The organism is Euzebya rosea (genome assembly GCF_003073135.1).
GTDB lineage: Bacteria > Actinomycetota > Nitriliruptoria > Euzebyales > Euzebyaceae > Euzebya > Euzebya rosea.
The window spans coordinates 406,461-430,020 of the sequence record NZ_PGDQ01000006.1; the positions used below are offsets into that span (position 1 = coordinate 406,461).

Below are 23,560 nucleotides of genomic sequence, written 5' to 3' on the forward strand. Positions count from 1 at the left end.
GTCGGGCCCACGCTACCCGCTACTGGCCGAGGATCGCCGCCAGGGTCGGTCCACCCGCGGCGGCACCGACGGCCGCCCCGGCGAGTGGGTCACCGGAGATGTCCGCGCTGGCCACCGGGTCACCGATCGGGTCCTCGACGATCCCCGTCACGACCTCCGGAGCGGGGGTCGCGGTGGTGGTCGACGGGTCGCCCGTCACGGCGTCGGCGGGTGGGGGCGGGGCGCCCTCATCGGCGATGTCGAGGCCCACGACGAGGATCTCCACGCGACGGTTGACGGCCCGGTTCTCCGCCGAGGTGTTCGGCACGAGCGGCCGGTGCTCGCCGTAGCCGGACGCCGAGATGCGGTCCCACGGCATGCCGTGCTCGGTCCCGAGCAGCTCGAGGACCGCGACGGCCCGGTCGGTGGAGAGGTTCCAGTTGGTGTCGCCGCCGGCGGACAGCGGTGTGTCGTCGGTGTGTCCCTCGATCACGACGCTGTTGGGGGCGTCCACCAGCACGGGGGCGATCTCGGCGATCAGCTGCCGACCGGCCGCGGAGATCTCCGCCGCCCCGACGTCGAACAGCACGTGGTCGGTGGAGATGCTGACCACCAGCCCCCGGGCGTCAGCGCGGATCTCGACGGTGATGGGCACGTCGGTGACCTCCAGCACCTCCTCCAGCGCGGTCTCGACCTCGGCGAGCTGTTCCCGCGCGGCTTCCTGCGCCGACACCTCCTCGAGGGCCTCCTGGCTGAACTCGTCGCGGTACCCCGGCTGGGGGGCCACCAACGAGATCGGGCTGACGCTGGTCTCGGGCAGCGCCGCGCCGTCGACGATCCCGAGCTCCAGCGCCGGGTTGTCGAACGGGCCGGCGAGCCCCGCGACGAAGGCGATGAACTTCTCGTTGTTGGTCTCCGAGACGGCGAACAGCATCACGAAGAACGCCATGAGCAGGGTCACCATGTCGCCGTAGGTGCCCATCCACCGGGTGGTGTCCGGCGGCGGGTCGGGGATGACGCACTTGTGCTTGGCCACGAGAGCTCTCCGATCGGGGCGCGCGGCTAGGCCGCGGCCGCCATGCGGTCGCTGTAGCCCTGCTGCTCGGCAGGGGGCAGATAGGACTCGAGCCGTTCGACCAGCATCTGCGGACTCATGCCCGCCTGGATGCTGAGCACCCCGTCGAGCACCACCTTCATGGCGGTCTGCTCCTGCTCCATCAGCAGCTTGAGCTTGCCGGCGATGGGCATGAAGGCGAGGTTGGCGAACATCACGCCGTACAGCGTGGTCAGCAGCGCCACGGCCATGCCGGCGCCCAGCTGGGAGGGGTCGGAGAGGTTGCCCAGCATGTTGATCAGGCCGATGACCGTGCCGATCATGCCGAACGTGGGCAGGTAGCCGCCGACGGCCTCGTAGAAGGCGATCATCAGCTTGTGCCGGCTGAGGGTCGACTCCATCTGGATGCTCATGGCCTCCTCGACCTTCTCGGAGTCCACGCCGTCGAGGATCAGCTGCGCGCCCTTGCGCAGGAAGGCGTCCTCGATGCCGTCCAGCCGTGACTCCAGCGCCAGCACGCCCTCACGGCGCGCCACGTCGGCCAGCTGGGCCATCATCGTGACGGTCCCCGAGTTCTCGAACGTCGCGCCCTTGATGGCCTTGATCGCCGTCTTGGGGATCCGTCCCAGGTCCTCCTTGTTCAGGCCGGTCATCCCTGCGCCGAGGGCGCCGAAGAAGACCAGCACGAACGACGACGGGCCGATCAGCGGTCCGAAGCTGTTCCCGTCGATCAGCGTCGAGACGATGATCGCGAGGAAGGAGAGTACGAGCCCTCCGATGAGTGCCATGTCCATATGTGCGTTCCTGCCTCATCCGTGAAGCAACGGCCCCGCCACCCTGGCGGAACCTCCACACTTCGATCGGCACGCCCGGGGGCCACCTGAAGCCTCGGACCACACCTTTCCGATCCGGCGTTGCACGGGACGCTCAGACGCGCCTCGGACGGGCCGATCCACCTGTTGTCACGGTTGTCGTGCTCCGGCGTGTCATTGCGCCCACGGGTAGGGTGGCCTCCAGGTTGGGATCACGATCCGTCCCTCTGCCATCGGAGTGACGCGATACCCTTCACCGACTCCCCGCTACCGCCTTCAGGGGGCAGACGATATGTTCGAACGCTTCACCGACCGAGCCCGGCGAGTCGTAGTGCTCGCGCAAGAAGAAGCTCGGATGCTCAACCACAACTACATCGGCACCGAGCACATCCTGCTCGGGCTGATCCACGAGGGAGAAGGCGTCGCTGCGAAGGCGCTGGAGTCCCTCGGCATCTCCCTGGAAGGCGTGCGCGAGCAGGTCGAGGAGATCATCGGCCAGGGGCAGACCGCCCCTGCCGGCCACATTCCCTTCACGCCCCGCGCGAAGAAGGTCCTCGAGCTGTCCCTGCGGGAAGCGCTGCAGCTCGGCCACAACTACATCGGGACCGAGCACATCCTGCTCGGGCTGATCCGCGAGGGCGAGGGCGTCGCGGCCCAGGTCCTGCAGAAGCTCGGCGCCGACCTGAACCGGGTGCGCCAGCAGGTCATCCAGCTGCTCAGCGGCTACGCCGGTGGTGAGGGCTCCCCGTCGGGCAGCCCCAAGGCAGGCGTTGCCCCCGGCAGCCAGGGCGAGGGCGAGTCCAAGGGCTCCCCGGTGCTCGACCAGTTCGGTCGCAACCTCACCCAGCACGCCCGCGAAGGCAAGCTCGACCCGGTCATCGGCCGCAAGCGCGAGATCGAGCGGGTCATGCAGGTGCTGTCGCGCCGGCGCAAGAACAACCCCGTGCTCATCGGCGAGCCGGGTGTCGGCAAGACCGCGATCGTCGAGGGCCTCGCCCAGATGATCGTGTCGGGCAACATCCCCGAGACGCTGAAGGACAAGCAGCTCTACACCCTGGACCTCGGCGCACTGGTCGCCGGTTCCCGGTACCGCGGTGACTTCGAGGAGCGCCTCAAGAAGGTGCTCAAGGAGATCACCACCCGCGGCGACATCATCCTGTTCATCGACGAGCTGCACACGCTCGTCGGCGCGGGTGCCGCCGAGGGTGCGATCGACGCCGCCAGCATCCTCAAGCCGATGCTGGCCCGCGGCGAGCTGCAGACCATCGGTGCCACCACGATCGACGAGTACCGCAAGCACCTGGAGAAGGACGCGGCGCTCGAGCGTCGTTTCCAGCCGATCACGGTGGAGGAACCCTCCATCGTCCACACGATCGAGATCCTCAAGGGCCTGCGCGACAGCTACGAGGCCCACCACCGCGTCACCATCACCGACGCGGCGCTGGTGGCCTCCGCCAACCTCGCCGACCGCTACATCTCCGACCGCTTCCTTCCGGACAAGGCCATCGACCTGCTCGACGAGGCCGGCTCCCGGCTTCGCATCCGTCGCCTGACCGCGCCGCCGGACCTGCAGGACCTCGAGGACGAGGCCAACAAGGTCCGCAAGCAGAAGGAACAGGCGATCGACGACCAGGACTTCGAGAAGGCGGCGCGCCTGCGCGACGAAGAGAAGAAGCTCCTCGAGCGTCGTGCCGAGCGCGAGAAGGAATGGAAGTCCTCTGGCCTGGACACCGTCCTGACCCTGGACGAGGAGGACATCGCCGAGGTCCTCAGCAACTGGACGGGCATCCCGGTCTTCAAGCTGACCGAGGAGGAGACCCAGAAGCTGCTGCGGATGGAGGCCGAGCTCCACAAGCGGATCATCGGCCAGGAAGAGGCCATCGTGGCCGTCTCCAAGTCCATCCGTCGGACCCGGTCCGGCCTGAAGGACCCCAAGCGTCCGTCCGGCTCGTTCATCTTCCTCGGCCCCTCCGGTGTCGGGAAGACCGAGCTGGCCAAGACGCTGGCGGAGTTCCTGTTCGGCGACGAGGACGCCCTGATCCACCTCGACATGTCGGAGTACCAGGAGAAGCACACGGTCAGCCGCCTGATCGGTTCGCCTCCCGGCTACGTCGGCTACGAGGAGGGCGGCCAGCTGACCGAGGCGGTGCGCCGTCGGCCGTTCAGCGTGGTGCTTTTCGACGAGGTCGAGAAGGCCCACCCGGACGTCTTCAACTCCCTGCTGCAGATCCTCGAGGACGGTCGCCTGACCGACTCGCAGGGCAAGGCCGTGGACTTCAAGAACACCGTGCTGATCATGACCTCCAACCTGGGGACCCGGAACCTCGGCAAGACGCCGACCGGTTTCGCTGCCCAAGCGGACGAGAAGTCGCACTACGAGCAGATGAAGGAGCAGGTCGACGACGAGCTCAAGCGCCACTTCCGGCCCGAGTTCCTCAACCGCATCGACGACACGATCGTCTTCCACCCGCTGACCCAGGCGCAGGTCAAGAACATCGTCGACCTGATGATGAAGCGCGTGAAGGAGCAGCTGAAGGCCAAGGCACTCGACATCGAGCTGACCGAGGACGCCAAGGACTGGCTGAGCCTGAAGGGTTACGACCCGACCCTGGGTGCCCGTCCGCTGCGCCGCACCATCCAGCGCGAGATCGAGGACGTGCTCAGCGAGAAGCTGCTGTACGGCGAGTTCTCCGCCAACCAGCTGATCGTCGCCGACATCGAGGACGACGCTGTGGTCTTCCGGGCCATGGACGCTCCCGAGGTGCCGCCGATGGAGCTGGCGAGCGCCGAGGACTGACCGTTCGAGTCGTCGGAGGAGCGTCGTGCATCGCACGGCGCTCCTCCTGCGTTCGGTGCAGGGGCGCCGGTGTCGCGGTGTTGGTGGATGTGACGCAGCGAGGACAAGTTGTTGGCTCCGGGTTCACCTCGGGCTACGATGAGGTAACGCTTCGTTCGTGATCCGGACAACGAGTCACGTGAAGCTCACCACACGACGTCGATCCGTTCCCGGCGGGCGCCAAGAGCCCAGGTGATCAGGGGGGACGTCAACGCACAGCACAGGCCCGACGCACCAAGCGCGTCGGGCCCTCGCTCGTTCAGGATGGCGCTCGTTCGTCCAGGGCCCGCTCGTCCTTGGGGCTCAGTCGTTCCGGAACCCGGAGAATCGGGACTGGTCCGGTGGGTTGACGCACGGTAGTATTGCTCTTGCCCTTCGTAGTCGCCTGAGGAGCAGGGGTGCCCGTGCCTGAGCTGCTGATCGCCGTTGCCACCGTCGGGCTGCTCGGTGTCGTCACCGCCCGCGCTGCCGGCCGCAGGCGTGCTGCGGTCGTCGCACCCGAGGTGGTCGCGAAGGTCGTCCACCGCGCCCGCGAGGCCGTGGGGGTCGACGCCGCGCTCCGTCATCTCCTCGACGGGCTGGCGACGGCCACGGGAGCCACCCGGGCCGACGCGCTCTTCGTGACGCCACCGAACAAGGCGGTTGCCAGGGTCTCGCTGGAGGACGGTCAGCTGACCACCATCGAGACGCGCCCGCCGGAGGAGCTGTGCGAGCTGATGACCGCGTGGTTGGCGGTGGACCCCCGGCCGGCCGACCTCCGCGAGGGCGACGCCCACCCGCTGCGGCCGTGGCTGGCACGGATGGGTGTCGACGACGCGATCGTCGTCCCGTTGATGGACAGCGAACCGCTCGGCGTGATCGTGCTCGGCAACCGACTCGGTGGTCCCTCTGGTGCGACGACGCTGGACGGGCCGTCCCAGCGACAGCTGGCCGCCGACGCAACCGCCGCCCTGCTCGGGGCGCGACGCCGCGAGCTGCTCGCCCGCATGCCGGCGGCGTGGTTCGACGCGACGGGGGCGCGCATCGGGTCGTCCGAGCCCCTTGACACCCTTCCCGCGGAGGAGGTGTTGAGGGCTCGGCTGGACATGGTCGAGGCCGGGCGAGAGGAGGTCGCCCTGGTGTCCCTCCGAGTCCATCCCGTGCGCGGCCGGGCCGATGTGGAACTCGTGGCGGACGCCGTCGCCGAGCGACTGATGCGCACCGTCCGGCGAGTGGACCTGACCGCCCGGGTGGGGGACGACCGCGTGGTCGTCGTCCTCGCCGAGGTCGCCGACAGCGACATCGCGCTGCGAACCGCCCAGCGGCTGGTGGATCGTGCGCATGCGCCGGTCCTCCTCGATGGGGTTGTCGTGCGTCCCGAGGTGAGCGCCGGAGTGGTGCTGTGGGACGGCCACACGCGGGTGTCGGAGATCCGCGAGGAGCTGGACGCGGTGGAGGCCGCTGCGGCGATCGACCCGATGCACGCGCTCCACCTGCGGGCATCGGCGCGCCAGCGTCGCGGCCTCGCGGCCTGACCGGGCACGCGGCCGTGCCGGCATCTACGCTGCCGGTCCCATGCGCCTACTCATCGCCCGCTGCACCGTGGACTACGACGGTCGGCTGACCGCCCACCTGCCGGAGGCCCGTCGCCTGATCATGGTCAAGGCCGACGGCTGTGTCGCCATCCATGCCGACGGTGGTGCCTACAAGCCCCTCAACTGGATGAACGCCCCCAACCGGCTGGAGGAGGAGGACGACCGCTGGGTCGTGACGTCCCCCAAGGGCGAGACGCTGACCATCACCCTGCACGAGCGCATCTGGGAGACCGAGACCGAGCTCGGCGAGGACCCCGGCCTGACCAAGGACGGGGTCGAGGCACACCTGCAGGAGCTGCTGGCGGCCAACACCGACGCCATCGGCGAGAACCTCCAGCTGGTCCGCCGCGAGTACCCCACCGACATCGGGCCCGTGGACCTGCTGCTCCGGGACGCCGACGGGCAGGCCGTGGCGGTGGAGATCAAGCGGCGCGGCGAGATCGACGGGGTCGAGCAGCTGACCCGCTACCTGGAGCGCATGGACCGTGATCCGCTGCTGCGTCCGGTCAGGGGCATCTTCGCCGCACAGCTGATCAAGCCCCAGGCCCGCGTCCTGGCGGAGTCACGGGGCATCGCCTGCGTCGAGGTGGACTACGACGAGCTGCGCGGTATCGAGTCCGACGAGCTCAAGCTCTTCTGACCCGTCCCCCCGCCGGGACGGCGACCCGTCCCTCCACCGTCTCGTGCAGCTTGATCCACAACTGCGCTGAACTGCACAATCCGCTCCCGGTCCTGTGCACCTGTGCGCCCAACGGCGCCGAGGTGCACATCGCGGCTCGCCGCCGCCCGCCGCCTCCTGCCGCCCCGCTTCAGTGGTCGTGTCAGCGTGTGCGGGTGTAGCGGAGCAGCAGCTCGCCGTCCTGGTGGAGGACGCGGGAGAGGGCCATCCGGCGTTCGGGGTGGGCACCGCCGGCGATGCGCCTGGGGTCGTCGCTGCCCACGACGGTCGCGGCCAGCGTCAGGCACAGCTCGTCGACGAGGTCGGCGGCCAGCAGGGCGGCGTTCAGCCCCGGCCCGCCCTCGCACAGGACGTGGTGCAGGCCCAGGGACTCCCGGAGGACGGCCAGGCCTTCCGTTAGGTCGACGCGACCCTCACCCGCGCTGACGACACGGGCACCCGCCTCGGCCACGCGCTGGACCGCCTCGGGATCCGCGTCGGTCGTGGTCAGCACGATCGGCGGGACGCGGGTGTCGGTGAACAACCGGGAGGTGGGGTCGAGGTCCACCGACGCCGTCACCACCACGATGGGCGCCGGGTCGACCCGGCCGTCGGCTTCCCGTGCGGCTCGCATCGTGTCGCGGACCCGCATGCCGCCGTAGTCCTCGGCCCGAACGGTGCCCGCGCCGGCCAGGATGGCGTCGGCGTGATGGCGCATCGCGAAGAAGGCCAGCCGGTCCGCCTCGCCACCCAACCCCCCGCTGACCCCGTCGTCGTCGACGATGTGCCCGTCGAGGCTGCTGACCATGTTGACCCGCAGCCACGACGGCTCGTCCGCCGGCGGGCGGTGGGCCTCGTAGGCGTCGACCTCGGGCACGTGGGTTGGGTGCAGCTGCTCCATCTCGCGGCAGGCTACCCAGCATGGGTGCCCCTCCTCCCTCCGCTGACGACCCGGCTGACGACCCGGCCGATCACGACGCGGTTCGTGCGCTCGTCGAGGGTGTGCTGGCGTGGCATCGGCCCGACGACCGGGACCTGCCGTGGCGGGCGCCCGGCACCACCCCCTGGGGGATCCTCCTCAGCGAGGTGATGGCCCAGCAGACCCAGGCCGAGCGCGTCGCCGGCCGCTGGGTGGAGCTGGTCGAGCGGTTCCCCGATCCCTCGGCCATGGCCGAGGCCGCCCCGGCGGAGGTCATCGACCTGTGGGTGGGGCTGGGCTACAACCGCCGGGCGGTCAACCTGCACCGTGCTGCGGTGGTGATGGTGGAGCGGCACGGAGGTGAGGTGCCCGACGACCTCGACGGCCTGCTGGCCCTCCCCGGGGTCGGCCCCTACACGGCCCGGGCCGTCCTCGCCTTCGCCTTCGATCGTGACGTCGTCCCGGTCGACACCAACGTGGCCCGCGTCGTCGCCCGCCACACCGGCAGGGTGCTGGACCGTGCGGACGCCCAGGCGCTGGCCGACGGGGCGGTGCGGTGGGGGAGGGGCGCGGCCACCGCAGCGGCGCTCATGGACCTCGGGGCCACGGTCTGCCGGGCCAGGACACCAGCGTGCGAGGGGTGTCCCGTCATGGCGACGTGCAGCTGGGCGGGAGGGCCCGAGGAGGACCCCGCCGGGCGAGGTGCCCACCGTCCCCGCCCGCAGGGTCGGTTCGAGGGATCGGCCCGCCAGGCGCGCGGGAGGATCATCGCTGCGGCCCGTGCGGGCCTGCTGGAGGGCGGGGCAGCCCTCGAGCTCGCCGGCGAACACGGGGAAGCGGTCCTGGACGCGTTGGTGGCCGACGGGCTGGTGGTGCGGAGCGGCCGCGGGTTTGCGCTGCCGGGAACGACGGGCAAGTCTCGGGACGGCGAACGGGACCGCGAGGACTGACCGGGGCACGACATGGCAGGGACGACAGCGCAGGCGCTCGACGAGCGGTCCTGGTGGAAGCTCGGCGGTGACGGTTGGCGCACGGTGCTGCGCAACACCGGACAGGAGTTCAAGGCCGACGAGGTGTCCAACCTGGCCGCCGTGGTCACCCTCAGGATCGTGCTGGCCCTCGTGCCGAGCCTCATCGCCGCCGTCGCGATCGCCGCCCAGGTCGTCTCGACCGCCGACATCGAGGCGATGGTGGCGGCTGCGGGCGACCTGATCCCGGGGAGCGCCAGGGACTTCGTCGAGGACGCCCTGCAGACGGCGCTGGAGAACCTGAAGGAGGACGGCACCGTAGCGCTGATCATCTCCATCGGGGCAGGGCTCTTCGCGGCCAGCGGGGCCGCTGCGGCGCTGATCAACGCGCTGAACAAGGCCTACGACCGCAAGGAGGACCGGGGCTTCGTCGGCCTGCGACTGACCTCGCTGGGCGTCATCGGCGCGCTGGCCCTGGCCCTGATCGGCATGTTCGTGGCCATCGTCTTCGGCCCGACGCTGCTGGAGCTCGTCCTGCCGCAGGAGGTCCTCGACTCGCCCCTTCGCCTGCTGATCGGCCTGGGCCGGTACGTGGCGGCGATCACCATCCTGATGTTGTTCTTCGGCTTCGCGTTCTGGTTCGGGCCCAACCGCGACCGGCCACGGCTGCGGTTCCTCACCCCCGGTGCGGTGCTCGGCGTCGGTGGCTGGCTGCTGCTCAGCTTCCTGTTCGGGCTCTACGTCAGCTTCTCGCAGTCCTACGCGGCGACCTACGGGGCGTTCGCGGGGGTGATCGTCCTGCTCGTCTGGCTGAACTACTCCTTCACCGTCCTGCTGATGGGAGCGGAGCTGGACCACGAGATCGAGCGGTACCTGACTGCCGACGCCACCGCCGGCGGCGACACGGGGCCCGATCCGACCCCCGCCCCCGCCCTCGACGCCGTCACCGCGGACATGCCGCGGCATCCGGGTCTGGTCGGGACACGGCACGGCTCGTCGGTCGGGACCACCCAGCGTGACCAGGGCGACGACGAGCCGTCCGACGGTGGACTCGTGGTCCCGCCGCTGCAGGGTGTCGCGGCCGCCACGCCGGGGGCGGCGCTCGCGGCCCGGGCCTGGCGCAGGTTCCTGCGCTGAGGCGGCGGCGGCGACCGGTCGACTGCCGGAGGATCCACCCCGCGCGCTAAGCTCGGCGCGGCGCATGCCGACCAGACTCCGACGGCCTGGACATGCAGGCCCACGCATCCTGGAGCCTGCATTGTCGGACACGATCACACACGGTGAAGATGTGACGAGCGACCTCGAGAACAAGACCGAACCGGCCAACAGCCTGAACCGGTCGTACGCCGACAGCGACCGGATCAGCGCGCGCAAGATCGTGCAGCCGCTGCAGCAGTTCCTGCACACCGAGGCATCGGGCGGCATCGTCCTGGTGCTCGCGGCAGCGGTCGCGTTGATCTGGGCCAACGGCCCGTTCGCCGAGAGCTATCACGCGTTCGTCGACCACCACATCACGATCGACCTTGGCTTCCTCGTCCTCGACGAGTCCGTCGAGCACTGGATCAACGACCTGCTGATGGCGGTGTTCTTCTTCGTTGCCGGCCTGGAGATCAAGCGCGAGCTGGTCCACGGTGACCTGAAGGACCCTCGCCGTGCTGCGCTCCCCATCGCGGCGGCGTTCGGCGGCATGGTCGTGCCTGCCCTGGTCTACGTGGCCATCAACCTCGGCGGAGAGGGGGCGAACGGCTGGGGTATCCCCATGGCCACCGACATCGCCTTCGCCGTCGGCATCCTGGCGCTGGTGGGCAAGCGTGCCCCGGCCAGCCTGCGGGTGTTCCTGCTGACCCTCGCGATCGTCGACGACATCGGCGCGATCCTGGTCATCGCGATCTTCTACACCTCCAGCCTGAACTTCGGCTGGCTGGGTGCGGCGGCGCTGGCCGTCGGGGCGATCCTCGTCCTGCAGCGCCTGAAGGTCTACGCGATCGTCCCCTACGTCCTGCTGGCGGCGTTCCTGTGGCTGGCGGTCTTCGAGTCCGGCGTCCACGCCACCATCGCCGGTGTGATCCTCGGCCTGCTGACCCCCGCGTTCCCGCTGCACCCGCCATCGGCTGTGCTCGGCCTCATCCACGACCGCCTGACCGCCCTGCGCTCGCGCCCGGAGGACGGCGTCGCCGACGAGTCCGAGCAGAACGAGCTGGAGAACATCGCGGTCGTCTCCCGAGACGCCGTGTCGCCCCTGCGTATCTGGGAGCACCGCCTGCACCCCTGGTCGGCCTTCGTGATCCTGCCGTTGTTCGCCCTGGCCAACGCCGGCGTGGAGCTGTCGGGCGACTCCTTCGGGGCGCTGCTGACCGATCCGGTGCCGCTCGGCGTGATCGTCGGCTTGGTGGTCGGCAAGCCGCTGGGTGTCATGGCGGCGTCGTTCCTGGTCATCCGTTCCGGGGTGGCCAAGCTGCCCCGCGGCGTCGGCTGGCTCGAGATGGCCGGCGTGGGCCTGCTGGCCGGTGTCGGGTTCACCGTGTCGATCTTCATCTCCGGGCTCGCGTTCGGCGATCCGCTGCTGGTCGACGAGGCGAAGGTCGGCATCCTCGCAGCCTCCATCACCGCCGGGATCCTCGGCTACACGGCGCTGGCCGCGCGCAAGACCACGGCCTGACAGCCACCGTCGCCGGCGACCGCTGGCACACGCCTCGGGCAGGGTTGAGCGATCACCCTGCCCGTCGTCGTGCGAGGCGTGGGTATCATGGCCGCGGTCGAGAGAGGGAGAGCAGTGGCAGAACGTGACGATGCCCTGGTGGACATGCTCCAGCAGGTCGCACCAGGAACGGTTCTGCGCGCGGGTATCGAGCGGATCATCAAGGCCGGCAAGGGCGCCCTCATCGTCCTCGGCTACGACAAGCAGATGGAGGAGCTGCGGTCCGGCGGCTTCCAGCTGAAGGCCAAGCTGACGGCCCAGCACCTGTCGGAGGTCGCCAAGATGGACGGCGCGATCCTCATCGACAACGCCTGCGAGAACATCCTCTGGGCCAACGTGCACCTCGTGCCCGACTCCGGGATCCCCACGATGGAGACGGGCACCCGGCATCGCACCGCCGACCGCATGGCCAAGCAGACCAACATCCCGGTCATCAGCGTGTCGGAGTCGATGCAGATCGTGTCGGTCTACGTCGGTGGCCACAAGCACGTGCTGGAGGAGCTGTCCTCCATCATGTTCCGGGCCAACCAGGCGCTGGCCACCCTCGAGCGGTACCGCAACCGGCTGGACGAGGTCTCCGCCGCCCTGTCCGCCCTGGAGATCGAGAACGTCGTCACCCTGGGCAACGTCGTGCAGGTCCTCCAGCGCGCCGAACGGGTCGCGCGCATCTCCGAGGAGATCGAGCACGCCGTCGCCGAGCTCGGGACCGAGGGTCGCCTGCTGCAGCTGCAGCTCGACGAGCTCCTGCTCGGGGTCGAGTCCGAACGCGAGCTCGTGGTCGCCGACTACCTCGCCGACCGGCGCCGGAAGGTCTCCAAGGTCATGGAGGCGCTCGCCGCCCTCGACGACGCCGAGCTTCTGGAGCACGGCAAGGTCGCCAGGGCCCTCGGCTACTCACCTGCCGAGCAGGGCGACGAACGTCCCGTCACGGCGCGTGGGTACCGCCTGCTGTCGCGCATCCCCCGCCTTCCGGACCAGATCGTGGAGAAGCTGGTGGACAAGTTCTCCAGCGTCGACCACCTGCTCGACGCCACCCTGGAGGACCTCGGCACCGTCGACGGCATCGGGGAGACGCGTGCGCGAGCCATCAAGGAGGGCCTCGCTCGACTCGCGGAGTCCAGCATCCTCGAGCGCTACGCCTGACCCATTGCCCCTTGACAACCGTGCAGATGACGTTGTGTCGCATGGTTCTTTCGGACGGTGCACGAACCGTCCGCGGAATGGGTCACGTTCATGACGGGTTCACCGTCTGGTACGCGTCTGACCAGCACTTTTGATTTGGTTGCCCCTCCTGTTCCGTGGTACAGTAAGGGTTCGCACTAGTCGGCTCGGGTCACCTCAGGTTGCCCGCCGGCCAGCCGCAGAAAACGTCCACCCGAGTCGGACAGGGGAAGTGCATATGACCTACACCGTTGGCGACACTGTTGTGTATCCGCATCACGGCGCCGCAGTGATCGAGCGTGAGGAGACGCGGAAGCTGCTGGGGGAGGAACGGTCATATCTGGTCCTGCGACTGACCTACGGAGACCTGACGATCAAGGTCCCGGCTGACCAGACGGACGAGGTCGGCATCCGACAGGTGTGCGACGACGCACAGATCAAGAAGGTCATCGAGGTCCTCTCGATGCGCGGGGCGAAGGTCCCCACCAACTGGTCGCGTCGCTTCAAGGCGAACAACGAGAAGCTCAAGGGCGGCGACATCATGAAGGTGTCGGAGGTCGTCCGCGACCTGGCCCTCCGCGAGGGCGACAAGGGCCTCAGCGCCGGCGAGAAGCGCATGCTCTCCAAGGCGCGGCAGGTGCTCGTGTCCGAGCTCGCTGCGGCCCTCGACAAGTCCGACGAGGACGCCGAGGCCTACCTCGACGACGTCCTCACGGCGTAGGGTCCACGCCCACGCCAGACAACACCCCGCCCGGAGACAGCTCGGACATGGCACGGTCATCGTCTGACGTCCCGGGCGGCGTCGTTTTCGTCGAGCTGATCCGGCTGGCGGTCGTGGTGCTCGCCACGGCCATCTCCCTGGACGTGTCCTCACGCATGGGGGCAGACGAGGGGGCCGGGCAGCTCGTCCTGACCGCGCTCGGCGCCGGTGTCGGCTACGTCGTCGGTGGCGTCCTCGGCCGATTCGCGCAGTCGCGGATGTCCGACGTCGAGCGGACCCTCCAGGAGGTCTCCGCCAGCGAGATCGTGGCCGGAACGGCCGGCATGCTCCTCGGCCTGGTCATCGCCGCGGGGGTCACCTGGCCGGTCCTGCTGTTCGGGGGCAAGGCCTTCACCGTCCCCATGGCCGTCATCGTGATGGCCACCATGGCCTGGGCGGGGATGCGGCTGGGTCGCAGCCGAGCCGGCGACCTGCTCCGGTTCCTCGGTGCGGGAGGTCGCCTGCCCTCCAGCAGCGGCCGGGCCCGCGGGTCGGCCTACAAGCTGCTCGACAGCTCGGCGCTCGTCGACGGTCGCCTGGTCGACGTCTGCCGCGACGGGTGGATGGAGGGGATCCTGCTCGTGCCCGAGTTCGTCCTCTACGAGCTGCAGGGCCTCGCGGACTCCGCGGACCCGGAACGTCGAGGCAGGGGGCAGCGGGGGCTGGACACCCTTGCCTCGCTCCAGCGGCTGTCCTCGATCGGGGTCGAGGTGCTCGAGGACGACCCCGGTGGAGAAGAGGTCGACACCAAGCTGCTCAAGCTCGCCCGTCTCCGCGGCACCCCGCTCGTGACGACCGACGGGAACCTGGCGCGGGTCGCGGAGGTGCAGGGCATCCCCGTGCGCAACCTCCACAGCCTCGCCGAGAGCCTGCGACCGCCGGTCCTTCCCGGGCAGGTACTGCCCCTGACGGTGGCGAAGCGGGGCCGGGAGGAGGGGCAGGGGGTCGGCTACCTGCCCGACGGCACCATGGTGGTCGTCGAACGTGCGGGCGACCGCATCGGTGACGACCTCTCCGTGGAGGTCACGAGCATCGTGTCGACGTCCCGAGGCCGGATGTTGTTCGCGTCGGTGCTCGAGGCCGATGATCCGACACCCCGGCCACGGCTGCTGCGGGGCGACGCCGGATGAGCGGACGCCCGGCGATCCGCGTCGGGCTCGTGATCGTGGCCGCGGGATCGGGTACACGGCTCGGCCACGACCATCCCAAGGCGTTCGTCGAGCTCGGCGGCCGCAGCCTGCTCGCACATGCCCTCGATCGGCTGGCGTCGGCAGCCGACGACGTTGTCGTCGTGGGTCCACCCACCCACATGGAGCAGGCCCTGGCGCAGGTCGAGCGGATGGGACCCGGCACACGGGTCGTGCCCGGCGGCGCCACCCGGACCGGCTCGGTGGCGGCGGGGATGGCTGCGCTGGGCGCGGTCGACGTCATCGCCGTGCACGACGCTGCGCGGCCCCTGGTGGACGCCGCCGCCTTGCGGCGGGCAGTCGCCGCGGTGGTGGACGGCGCCGACGCATCGGCTCCAGCCCTCCCGGTCACCGACACGCTGAAGGAGGTCGCCGACGGAGAGGTGGTGATCCGCACCGTCGACCGCGCGTCCCTGCGAGCCGTCCAGACCCCGCAGGTCTTCCGTGCCGAGGTGCTCCACGCAGCGCACGCCCGAGGGGTCGACGCGACCGACGACCTCGCCCTCGTCGAGGCGGGGGGCGGCACGGTGGTGTTGGTCCCGGGGAGCGCCCGCTACCTGAAGGTGACCTATCCCGACGACCTGCTGCTGGCCGAGGCCTTCCTCGCGTCGGGCGACCACGAGGAGCGCGCGTGACCATCCGCATCGGACAGGGCGTGGACGCCCACGCCTTCGCCACCGACGAGCGGCCGCTCCGGCTCGGCGGCGTGGTCATCCCGGGGGCACCGGGCCTCGATGGTCACAGTGATGCGGACGTGGTCCTGCATGCCATCGTCGATGCGCTGCTGGGCGCCGTCGCGATGGGTGACATCGGCGACCTCGTGGGCGTCGACGAACCCGGGACGAAGGGGGCGGACAGCGCCACCTTCGTCGCGCTGGCCCGCGATCGGCTGGCCGCCGAGGGGTGGCGGACGGTCAACGTCGACGCCACGGTGCTGGCCCAGAAGCCACGCCTGTCGCCGCATGTCCCGGCGATGCGGCGTGCGACGGCCGAGGCCCTCGCCGTGCCCGTCGACGCGGTGTCGGTCAAGGCAACGACGACTGATCGGCTCGGGATGGTGGGCCGCGGGGAAGGGATCGCCTGCACGGCGGTCGTCCTGGTGGAACGGGTGCGCTGACCCCGACGAGCGGTCGGGACGTCCGCCGAGCGCCCGGTGGGGCTAGAGGATGGCCATCGCCGCGAGGCCCAGCCCCGTCAGGCTGCAGAGCACCGCGAAAAGGGCGCGCTTCACTCGCTCGTTGCGGTGGTAGTTCTGGGTCGAGAAGCCGAACGCCTGACGTTCGACCCGACGGATGACCTGTTCGTCGCGCAGGCGGGACAGGACGTTCTGGCGTGGCGGGGTGTAGTCCATCGCCTTTTCATCGGTCACGGACCACCCGTCCTTTATTACTTTCTGCCGTCGACGAATACACGCTGTCGTCACCCCTCGAGCCCGTTCGGCGTCAGTCATTCAGCGTACCCGCCCCTGGTGGTCGTGCCCGGACGTCACGGTGCGTGCGGCTGTGCACACGGGTCAGGGGCGGCGCCGTACGGTGGAGGGGTGAGCCCACGCAACCGTCGACCGTCTCGCCCGACCACCACCCGTCCATCGGAGGTCCGCGGTGGCGACGGTCGATCCGACCGCTACGTGATCCCGGGCCGGCAGCCCGTTCGCGAGGCGATCCGCGCAGGTCGCGACCTCGAGGCGGTCATCATCGACACCCGCCAGGTCGACGCCCTGGCAGACCTGGCGCAGGCGGCTGCGGATGCGGGGGTGACGCTGCGCACCGCGAGCAGGGACGAGATGGATGCGTTGACCGGAGAGGTGCGCCACCAGGGGGTCGTTGCCCTGGCCGCCCCGTTCGCCTACGCCTCCATGGATCGGCTCGCCACCGCCGACCTCGTCCTGGTCCTCGACGGCGTGACCGACCCCCGCAACCTGGGGGCCATCGCGCGCGTGGCCGAGCAGGCGGGCGCTGGTGGCATCGTGATCCGGTCCAAGCGAGCCGCGTCGCCGTCCCCTGCGGCAGAGAAGGCCGCGGCCGGTGCGCTCTCGTGGGTGCCGGTCGTGGTCGCCACCAACATCACCAGGGCCGTGGAGGAGCTTCGCGACCACGGCTTGTGGTCCCTCGGGCTCGCGGGGGACGCTCCCCGGACGATCTGGGACGAACCCCTGCTGGACGAGCGCGTGGCGCTGGTCATCGGCGAGGAGGGTGCCGGTCTGTCGCGCCTCGTCGCGGAACGGGTGGACGCGCTGGTCTCCATCCCGATGGCGGGCAGGCTCGACTCGCTGAACGCGGCGACCGCCACCGCGGTCACCGCCTTCGAGTGGTCACGGCGCCATCACAACGGGTAGTCGAGCGTTGCAGTGGGTGCGCGGCTCGAGGTGCGGTCGCGCGGTTGGCGCCCGACCCGCTCGTGACGGATCCCAAGCCCGCCCTCGACGGCTCGTGACTCTTACGGTATTTTGCCAGTGACTAGTCGTGACTACGTAAACTCTCGGCAACGCGCTGCCAACGGGGGTTTGCAGTTGCTGACTACCGCCGCAGTACCAGCCGCCGCTCATGGAGGGCAACTTGCCGCCGACCGCAGTACCCAGCCACAGGACCAGCATGGGTTCGTCGACCCCGCTCGGAGGTGCTGCTGCCAGCGACGAGGAGCTGGTCTCCAGGACCTGGAACGGCGACAGCGAAGCCCTCGACCAGCTGCTGGACCGATACCGCGGGTTCGTCCGCATGAAGGCTCGTTCGTACTTCCTCGTGGGTGCCGACCGCGAGGACGTCGTGCAGGAGGGCATGGTGGGCCTCTACAAGGCCATCCGTGACTACGACCCGACGCACGAGGCGTCCTTCAGGGGGTTCGCCGAGCTCTGCGTCGTCAGGCAGATCATCACGGCGATCAAGACCGCGACGCGCCAGAAGCACGCGCCCCTGAACTCCTACGTGTCCCTGCACGCCAAGGTCAGCGACGAGGACTCCGACACCGAGCTGGGCGAGCAGTTCGACGGGGGCGAGGACCCAGCCGACAGCATCGTGCAGCAGGGTGAGATGGCCTCCATCCGCAGCTACTTCGGCCAGATCCTCTCCGACCTCGAGGCCGAGGTGCTGCAGCGCTACCTCGACGGGGAGACCTACGCCGAGATCGCCGAGGGACTCGAGCGCCAGGTCAAGTCCATCGACAACGCCATCCAGCGCATCAAGCGCAAGCTGGAGGGTTACCTCGAGGAGCGCAAGGTCCTCGTCTGATGGTGTGACGGTGCGTGCAGAACGACTGAACCGGTTGTAGTCCATCGTCGCCCGGTGTGGCGGACCGCGGTAGCGTCGGATGACGTGACGCACCTCGACCACACCACGATCACCGATCGACTCGAGCGAATCGCCCGGGCCATCGAGCTCGGGTGCGTGGCGGCCGACACCGCCCCGCACGCAACCGTGCGGCAGGCGTTGGTGGACACCGTGTGGGAGGCGGTTGCCCTCGGCCACCAGCTGACCCGGGACGTGGCCTACGACGACCTGTGGAGCGAGCTGGACGGCCTGCTTGCCCGCTGGGACCAGATCCGTGGGTGCGCGGAGGCCGTGGCGTTGATCGACGGTGCCGTGATCGGTGCCGCCGTCGCGGCTGCCGACACCGTGGAGACGCTGACCGTCCTGCGGGACGCGATCGACACCATCGACGACACCCAGCTCGTGCTTGCCGCCCGTCCCGGCGAACAACCGGCCACGACCCAGCTGGCCAGCGCCATGGCGACCCTGGAATCGGCTGGTGATCGGGCGTTCGTGGCCGCCCTCGGCAACGACGTGCTCGGTCGCCTCGACGCCGCCATGGCCCTGCTGACCACCTGCGCCGCACGGGCCAGCCGGGAACGCACGATCGCCCGAACACGCCGCCGCTGACCCGCACGCCCGGTCGGTTGGCGCGACGGCGACGAGGGGTAGCCTGCAGAGCCGACCCAAGAGCCCGCCCGATCGAAGACACGCCTTGAAATCATCAAACCTGACCAGGGACGAAGCCGCTGTCCGCGCCGACCTGATCCGGAACGTGGCCTACGAGATCGACCTCGACCTGACCGGGACCGAGGACGACACGTTCACCTCCACGGTCCGGATCACCTTCGACGCCAACGACCCGTCCGCCGAGACCTTCCTCGACCTGGCCGCTCGCCGGGTCGACTCCGTCGTCGTCAACGGGACCGCGGTGGAAGATGCCTACGCCGACGGGCGGATCCGCCTGACCTCCCTCGCCGACCACAACGTGGTCGAGGTCTCGGCGCAGTGCGCCTACAGCCGTTCGGGTGTCGGCATGCACCGGTTCGTCGACCCTGTCGACCAGGAGGTGTTCCTCTACACCCAGTTCGAGCCGCAGGACGCCCACCGCGTCTACGCGTGCTTCGACCAGCCCGACATCAAGGCCCCCATCACGATGTCGGCCACGGCACCCGCCGGGTGGGAGGTCGTGTCCAACGCACGCGTGGCCTCGCGTCCCGATGCGGGCACCGCGGGCCGCTGGGCCTTCGAGCCGACCGAACCCATCTCCACCTACATCTCGGCGCTCGTGGCAGGGCCCTACCACCGTGTCGACGCCCGTCACGGCGACGTGGAGCTCGGCATCTACTGCCGCAAGTCGATGGCGGAGTACCTCGACCCGGACGAGATCATCGAGCTGACCGCCCAGGGGCTCGACTACTTCGCCGAACGCTTCGACATGGCCTACCCCTTCGGCAAGTACGACCAGCTGTTCGTGCCCGAGTTCAACTTCGGTGCCATGGAGAACCCCGGGTGCGTCACGTTCAGCGAGCGGTACGTCTTCCGTTCCAGGGTGACCCAGGCGGCCCGGTTGTCCCGCGCGAACACCATCCTGCACGAGATGGCCCACATGTGGTTCGGCGACCTCGTCACCATGCGGTGGTGGGACGACCTCTGGCTCAACGAGTCGTTCGCCACGTTCATGGCCCACAAGGCCGTGGCCGAGGCCACACGGTTCGGCGAGGACTCGTGGGCCGACTTCGCCCATTCGATGAAGGCATGGGCCTACCAGCAGGACCAGCTGCCGAGCACGCATCCCATCGTCGCCGACATCCTCGACACCGAGTCGGTGATGGCCAACTTCGACGGCATCACCTACGCCAAGGGCGCCAGCGTGCTCAAGCAGCTGCACGCCTGGGTGGGTGAGGACGCGTTCATCGAGGGCCTGCGCGATCACTTCCAGCGCCACGCGTGGGGGAACGCGGAGCTGGCGGACTTCCTCGACGCCCTCGAGGGACCGTCCGGCCGTGCGCTGGGCTCGTGGTCGAAGTCCTGGCTCGAGACCGCCGGCGTGGCGACGCTGTCGGCCCGGATCGACACCGACGACGACGATGTCATGACCGCCGTGGAGATAGCCCAGGTGGCACCGCCCGCGCATCCGACCCTGCGTCCGCACCGGTTGGGCATCGGCCTGTACGCGACCGCGGATGGTGTGCTGATGCGAACCGACTTCGTCGAGGTCGACATCGACGGGCCGTCGACCACGGTCGACGCGCTGGCGGGACGGCCCCGACCGGACCTGCTCCTCCTCAACGACCAGGACCTGGCCTACGCCAAGGTTCGCCTCGACAGCCGCTCGATCGAGGCGCTGGAACGGTCCCTCGGCACGATGTCCGACGGTGTCGCCCGTGCGGTCTCCTGGGGTTCGTTGTGGGACGCAACCCGCGACGCCGAGCTGGCGGCTCGCCGTTTCGCCGACCTCGTCTGCGAGCACGGTCCCGTCGAGGCGGACGTGAGCGTCCTGCAGACGCTCCTCCGACAGGCGTTCGCCTGCGCCGACCGCTACGGCGACCCGGCCAACAGGACGGCCCTGCGCGAGCGCATCGCGGCGACCAGCCGTGCAGGCCTGGACCGGGCCGAACCCGGCAGCGACCGCCAGCTCATCTGGGCCCGCGCCGTGATCAGCTCCAGGACCGACGCCGCCTTCGTGGCCGGACTGCTGGACGGGTCGACCCTCGTCGAGGGCCTCACCGTCGACACCGACCTCCGCTGGTTCGCCCTCGGGCACCTGGCGGCCATGGGTGAGGCAGATGCCGACGCGATCGCACGCGAGCTGGAGCGGGACCCGACCGATGTCGGCCGGCGTGGGGCCGAGACGGCGCTGGCGGCACGGCCCACCGCCGACGCGAAGGCAGAGGCGTGGCGCCGGGCCATGGACACGAGCTCGGCGATGCACACGCGTCGTGCGGTGCTGCGCGGGTTCTGGCAGGTCGAGCAGTCGGACGTGCTGGCGGACTACGCCAGCACCGCGTGGGTCGAGGCGCTGCCGTCGCTGTGGCACCAGGTCTCCGGTGAGGAGGGCCTGACGATGACCGAGGCGATCTATCCCCATCCCATGATCAGCGAGGACGTCGTCGCCGCGGCCGATCGCGCGTTCGACGCGGACCTGCCCGGCATCGCCAAGCGCAGCGTGTCGGAGGGACGGGACGCCACGCAGCGTGCGCTGCGTGCTCGAGTCGTCGACGGCTGACGCCCCCGTCGGCACCAGCACGCCCCGGTCGGCGCCGGGCCTAGAACTCGGTGCCGACCAGGACGTGGATGTCCACGCCCTCGCTGAGGCCCCGGTTGGCCTCGACGACCCGGAACCGCGGTTCGCGGGCCCGCAGGCCCTCTGCCTCGGCGACGTTGTCGGCCGTGTAGTAGACGGTCGTCTCCACGACGTCGCGGGAGGAGGGGCTGCGCGCGACCACGTTGTAGCCGAGCTGCTCCAGCACCGCCTCGGCCTGGTCGACCCTCGCGCTGCCGCCGCCCGCATCCAACACCTGCACCGTCGTCTCGCCCGGGGGCTTCGCCGCCGCGATCAGCTGTTCGGGGGACTCCGTGGTCGGGACCTCGGTCGGCTCGACGGGTGCGGCGACGGTCTCGGCCGGCGTCGGCGTCGCGGAGGGTTCGGCCAGCTCTGACTCGCTGGCGTCCAGCGCCGCCTGGGCCGCGGCGATGCTGGCGGCGTCGGGGCGCTCCTCGGGCGACAGCGCCCAGGTGAGTCCGGCGTACAGGGCCAGCAGGAGCGCACCAACGAACACCAGCCGGGCGGTGTTGAGGGCGATCAGTCGGATGAAGGTGTTCACGGCAGGTGCGGAGGCTACTTGGTCTGCAGGGCGTGGTCGGTCCGGCTGGCCCCTGCCCGGTCGACGGACTCGCGGTCGGCGTCGGCGAGACGCCGACGAAGCAGCAGCGGGTAGCCGATCAAACCGATGATGGTGAATGCGAACCACTGGGCGGCGTAGTTCAGGTGGGGACCGGCTTCCAGCACCGGCGGCTCGGCGGGCCGGGGCAGGACACCCTGCTCCCGCGCCTGCTCGTCGACGACCTCCAGCCACCCCACGGTGATCAGGTCGTCGACCTGCTCGGCCAGCACGTCGGTGTCGACGCTGCTGACCAGGGTGATGGTGCCGGCATCGTCGGTCAGCACCTGTCGGCTGTCGAAGGGGGTGCGAAGCCGACCGGTCACGGTGACCTCACCGGCCGGGGGCGCCGGCAGCTCGCTGTCCAGCGGCATCCAGCCCCGGTTGACCAGCAGGGCCCGGCCGTCGTCGAGCCGAAGCGGGGCCAGGACCTCGAACCCCGGGCGTTCGTTGCGGGACCGAGGCGCCAGCTGCAGCTGCTCGTCGGCCTCGAAGGTTCCGGTGGCCCGCACGGGGAGGAGGTCGATGTCGGGGGACGCCAGCGCGTCCTCGAGCGCGGCCGGGGAGCTGGCCAGCTGGGCCTCGACGCGGGTGTTCTCCTCGACCTGCTCGTGGTGCCGGCGGACCTGCCACAGCCCCAGGCTGATGAACGACACGGCGATCGCGATCACCACGAGATGGGTCAGCACCCAGCCGGGGCGCAGCAGCTGCTTGGGCATGCGACCCACTGTAGGTGGACCGTTCGTGCCGGCGACCGGGCCGGTCGGGGGTGATACTCGGCGGGCAGTGACCACCGTCTCGACACCACCCCCGCTTCACGAACACCACGTCCCCCTGCCGGCCGGGCACGAGCTGTCGGTGCGCGAACGCGCCGGCGACCGGCCAGCGTTCCTGCTGGTCCACGGCCTGTCGTCCAACGCCCGCCTGTGGGACGGGGTCTCGGCCGTCCTCGCAGCGGCTGGGCATCGGGTCGTCGCCGTCGACCAGCGCGGCCACGGGCGGTCGGGCCCAGCGGACGGCGACATGTCCTACGACGCAGTGGCCGCCGACCTTCAGGCGCTCCGTGGGGTGATGGGGCTCGACCGACCCGTCCTGGTGGGACAGTCGTGGGGTGGCAACGTCGTGCTGGAGACTGCGGCGCGGTACCCGGAGGGGTTCGCCGCGGTGGCCGCCGTCGACGGCGGGTTCATCGCCCTCGGTGCGGCACACCCGACCGCGGACGAGGCCTGGGCGGCGCTGCGGCCGCCCCCGCTGGCCGATCTCGCGCCGGGTGAGGTGCGGCAGATGATCGCGCGCTCGGTGGAGGGGTGGCCGGCCGGGGCGCTCGACGCACAGATGGCGAACCTGCACCACCATCCCGAAGGCCGCGTCGAGCCACGCCTGTCGCTGGACGCCCACGAAGCCATCGTGCGCGTGATGTGGGCCACCGACCCCTTCGCCCGGATGGGCGAGGTGACCGTGCCGGCCCTGCTGCTTCCGGTGAACGGCGGTGAGGGCGAGTGGGCCGCACGGAAGGCTGCCGGGGTCGAGGAGGCCGTGCGACGCCTGCCCCACGGACGGGCCGTCTGGCTGGACGGCGCACACGACGTGCACCTGCAGCGCCCCGACGTCGTGGCCGACCACCTGCTGGCCCTCCACGACCGTGCTGGCCGATCTGGGAGCGAGTGAGCCGGGAGCGAGAGAGCCGGGAGCGAGAGAGCCGGGAGCGAGAATCGAACTCGCGACATTCGCTTTACAAGAGCGACGCTCTGCCAACTGAGCTATCCCGGCGTGCGCAGAAGGATATCTGCTGCACGGTCAGAGCCGGGAGCGCTGTGACATCGGAGCT

The 23,560-nt window shown here is 70.1% G+C and carries 22 protein-coding genes and 1 tRNA gene; 16 read left to right on the forward strand and 7 right to left on the reverse strand.

Annotated features, from left to right (window positions below; all coding sequences use genetic code 11):
* Positions 1-19: 19 nt before the first annotated feature.
* Positions 20-1,015, reverse strand: a complete 996-nt coding sequence (locus CUC05_RS10925; RefSeq protein WP_108666111.1) for an OmpA/MotB family protein — start codon at positions 1,013-1,015, stop codon at positions 20-22.
* Between the two features lie 26 nt (positions 1,016-1,041).
* Positions 1,042-1,821 (reverse strand): motility protein A, encoded by a 780-nt coding sequence (locus tag CUC05_RS10930; protein ID WP_157965451.1) that lies wholly within the window; start codon positions 1,819-1,821, stop codon positions 1,042-1,044.
* 316 nt (positions 1,822-2,137) lie between these two features.
* On the opposite strand from CUC05_RS10930, the gene CUC05_RS10935 reads away from it, so the two are divergent.
* From CUC05_RS10935 to nucS, 3 genes are all read left to right on the forward strand, one after another.
* The gene (locus tag CUC05_RS10935) at positions 2,138-4,642 is read left to right on the forward strand and encodes an ATP-dependent Clp protease ATP-binding subunit (protein WP_108666113.1); all 2,505 of its coding nucleotides are present in this window, start codon (positions 2,138-2,140) and stop codon (positions 4,640-4,642) included.
* A 443-nt stretch (positions 4,643-5,085) separates the two neighbouring features.
* The gene (locus CUC05_RS10940; RefSeq protein ID WP_170127981.1) at positions 5,086-6,195 is read left to right on the forward strand and encodes a diguanylate cyclase domain-containing protein; all 1,110 of its coding nucleotides are present in this window, start codon (positions 5,086-5,088) and stop codon (positions 6,193-6,195) included.
* A 40-nt stretch (positions 6,196-6,235) separates the two neighbouring features.
* Entirely contained in the window at positions 6,236-6,895 is a 660-nt protein-coding gene (gene nucS / locus CUC05_RS10945) for an endonuclease NucS (protein WP_108666115.1), read from the forward strand.
* 181 nt (positions 6,896-7,076) lie between these two features.
* Here nucS and CUC05_RS10950 read toward each other — a convergent pair whose 3' ends face one another.
* The gene (locus CUC05_RS10950; protein ID WP_108666116.1) at positions 7,077-7,814 is read right to left on the reverse strand and encodes a dihydrofolate reductase family protein; all 738 of its coding nucleotides are present in this window, start codon (positions 7,812-7,814) and stop codon (positions 7,077-7,079) included.
* A 20-nt stretch (positions 7,815-7,834) separates the two neighbouring features.
* On the opposite strand from CUC05_RS10950, the gene CUC05_RS10955 reads away from it, so the two are divergent.
* The 8 genes from CUC05_RS10955 (at position 7,835) to ispF (ending at position 15,723) form a co-directional block, all read left to right on the forward strand.
* A complete protein-coding gene (locus CUC05_RS10955) occupies positions 7,835-8,782 on the forward strand; it encodes an HhH-GPD family protein (protein WP_108666117.1) in 948 nt (315 codons plus the stop codon).
* A gap of 12 nt (positions 8,783-8,794) precedes the next feature.
* Positions 8,795-9,937: a YihY/virulence factor BrkB family protein gene (locus tag CUC05_RS10960; RefSeq protein ID WP_108666118.1), complete on the forward strand. Its 1,143-nt coding sequence runs from the start codon at positions 8,795-8,797 to the stop codon at positions 9,935-9,937.
* Positions 9,938-10,088: 151 nt separating this feature from the next.
* Positions 10,089-11,459: a Na+/H+ antiporter NhaA gene (gene nhaA, locus CUC05_RS10965; protein WP_205712262.1), complete on the forward strand. Its 1,371-nt coding sequence runs from the start codon at positions 10,089-10,091 to the stop codon at positions 11,457-11,459.
* A gap of 87 nt (positions 11,460-11,546) precedes the next feature.
* Complete coding sequence (gene disA / locus CUC05_RS10970; RefSeq protein WP_108666120.1) at positions 11,547-12,641, forward strand: DNA integrity scanning diadenylate cyclase DisA; 1,095 nt, start codon at positions 11,547-11,549, stop codon at positions 12,639-12,641.
* Between the two features lie 256 nt (positions 12,642-12,897).
* Complete coding sequence (locus tag CUC05_RS10975; protein ID WP_108666121.1) at positions 12,898-13,380, forward strand: CarD family transcriptional regulator; 483 nt, start codon at positions 12,898-12,900, stop codon at positions 13,378-13,380.
* Between the two features lie 47 nt (positions 13,381-13,427).
* Positions 13,428-14,549 carry a PIN/TRAM domain-containing protein gene (locus CUC05_RS10980; RefSeq protein WP_108666122.1) on the forward strand — a complete coding sequence of 374 codons (1,122 nt, stop codon included), beginning with the start codon at positions 13,428-13,430 and terminating at the stop codon, positions 14,547-14,549.
* On the forward strand, positions 14,546-15,241 hold the full coding sequence (ispD, locus tag CUC05_RS10985) for a 2-C-methyl-D-erythritol 4-phosphate cytidylyltransferase (RefSeq protein WP_108666123.1): 696 nt from the start codon (positions 14,546-14,548) through the stop codon (positions 15,239-15,241). Before CUC05_RS10980 ends, ispD begins: the two co-directional genes overlap by 4 nt.
* A 2-nt stretch (positions 15,242-15,243) precedes the next feature.
* On the forward strand, positions 15,244-15,723 hold the full coding sequence (ispF, locus tag CUC05_RS10990) for a 2-C-methyl-D-erythritol 2,4-cyclodiphosphate synthase (protein ID WP_108666178.1): 480 nt from the start codon (positions 15,244-15,246) through the stop codon (positions 15,721-15,723).
* A 42-nt stretch (positions 15,724-15,765) separates the two neighbouring features.
* On the opposite strand, the gene CUC05_RS24670 is transcribed toward ispF, so the two are convergent.
* On the reverse strand, positions 15,766-15,975 hold the full coding sequence (locus CUC05_RS24670; protein ID WP_157965452.1) for a hypothetical protein: 210 nt from the start codon (positions 15,973-15,975) through the stop codon (positions 15,766-15,768).
* 171 nt (positions 15,976-16,146) lie between these two features.
* Between CUC05_RS24670 and rlmB the strand changes: the two genes are divergently transcribed.
* From rlmB to pepN, 4 genes are all read left to right on the forward strand, one after another.
* A complete protein-coding gene (rlmB, locus tag CUC05_RS10995; RefSeq protein ID WP_157965453.1) occupies positions 16,147-16,941 on the forward strand; it encodes a 23S rRNA (guanosine(2251)-2'-O)-methyltransferase RlmB in 795 nt (264 codons plus the stop codon).
* A gap of 256 nt (positions 16,942-17,197) precedes the next feature.
* Positions 17,198-17,830: an RNA polymerase sporulation sigma factor SigH gene (gene sigH, locus CUC05_RS11000; RefSeq protein ID WP_108666125.1), complete on the forward strand. Its 633-nt coding sequence runs from the start codon at positions 17,198-17,200 to the stop codon at positions 17,828-17,830.
* Between the two features lie 84 nt (positions 17,831-17,914).
* Positions 17,915-18,478, forward strand: coding sequence for a hypothetical protein (locus CUC05_RS11005; protein WP_157965454.1), 564 nt, complete (start codon positions 17,915-17,917; stop codon positions 18,476-18,478).
* An 85-nt stretch (positions 18,479-18,563) separates the two neighbouring features.
* The gene (gene pepN, locus CUC05_RS11010) at positions 18,564-21,077 is read left to right on the forward strand and encodes an aminopeptidase N (RefSeq protein ID WP_108666127.1); all 2,514 of its coding nucleotides are present in this window, start codon (positions 18,564-18,566) and stop codon (positions 21,075-21,077) included.
* Between the two features lie 40 nt (positions 21,078-21,117).
* Here the strand turns inward: pepN and CUC05_RS11015 are convergent, their stop codons facing one another.
* Positions 21,118-21,675, reverse strand: a complete 558-nt coding sequence (locus tag CUC05_RS11015) for a LytR C-terminal domain-containing protein (RefSeq protein WP_108666128.1) — start codon at positions 21,673-21,675, stop codon at positions 21,118-21,120.
* 14 nt (positions 21,676-21,689) lie between these two features.
* The gene (locus tag CUC05_RS11020; protein ID WP_108666129.1) at positions 21,690-22,451 is read right to left on the reverse strand and encodes an SURF1 family protein; all 762 of its coding nucleotides are present in this window, start codon (positions 22,449-22,451) and stop codon (positions 21,690-21,692) included.
* 67 nt (positions 22,452-22,518) lie between these two features.
* On the opposite strand from CUC05_RS11020, the gene CUC05_RS11025 reads away from it, so the two are divergent.
* Complete coding sequence (locus CUC05_RS11025) at positions 22,519-23,400, forward strand: alpha/beta fold hydrolase (RefSeq protein ID WP_157965455.1); 882 nt, start codon at positions 22,519-22,521, stop codon at positions 23,398-23,400.
* 29 nt (positions 23,401-23,429) lie between these two features.
* Here CUC05_RS11025 and CUC05_RS11030 read toward each other — a convergent pair.
* Positions 23,430-23,502, reverse strand: a tRNA-Thr gene (locus CUC05_RS11030).
* Between the last annotated feature and the right edge of the window lie 58 nt (positions 23,503-23,560).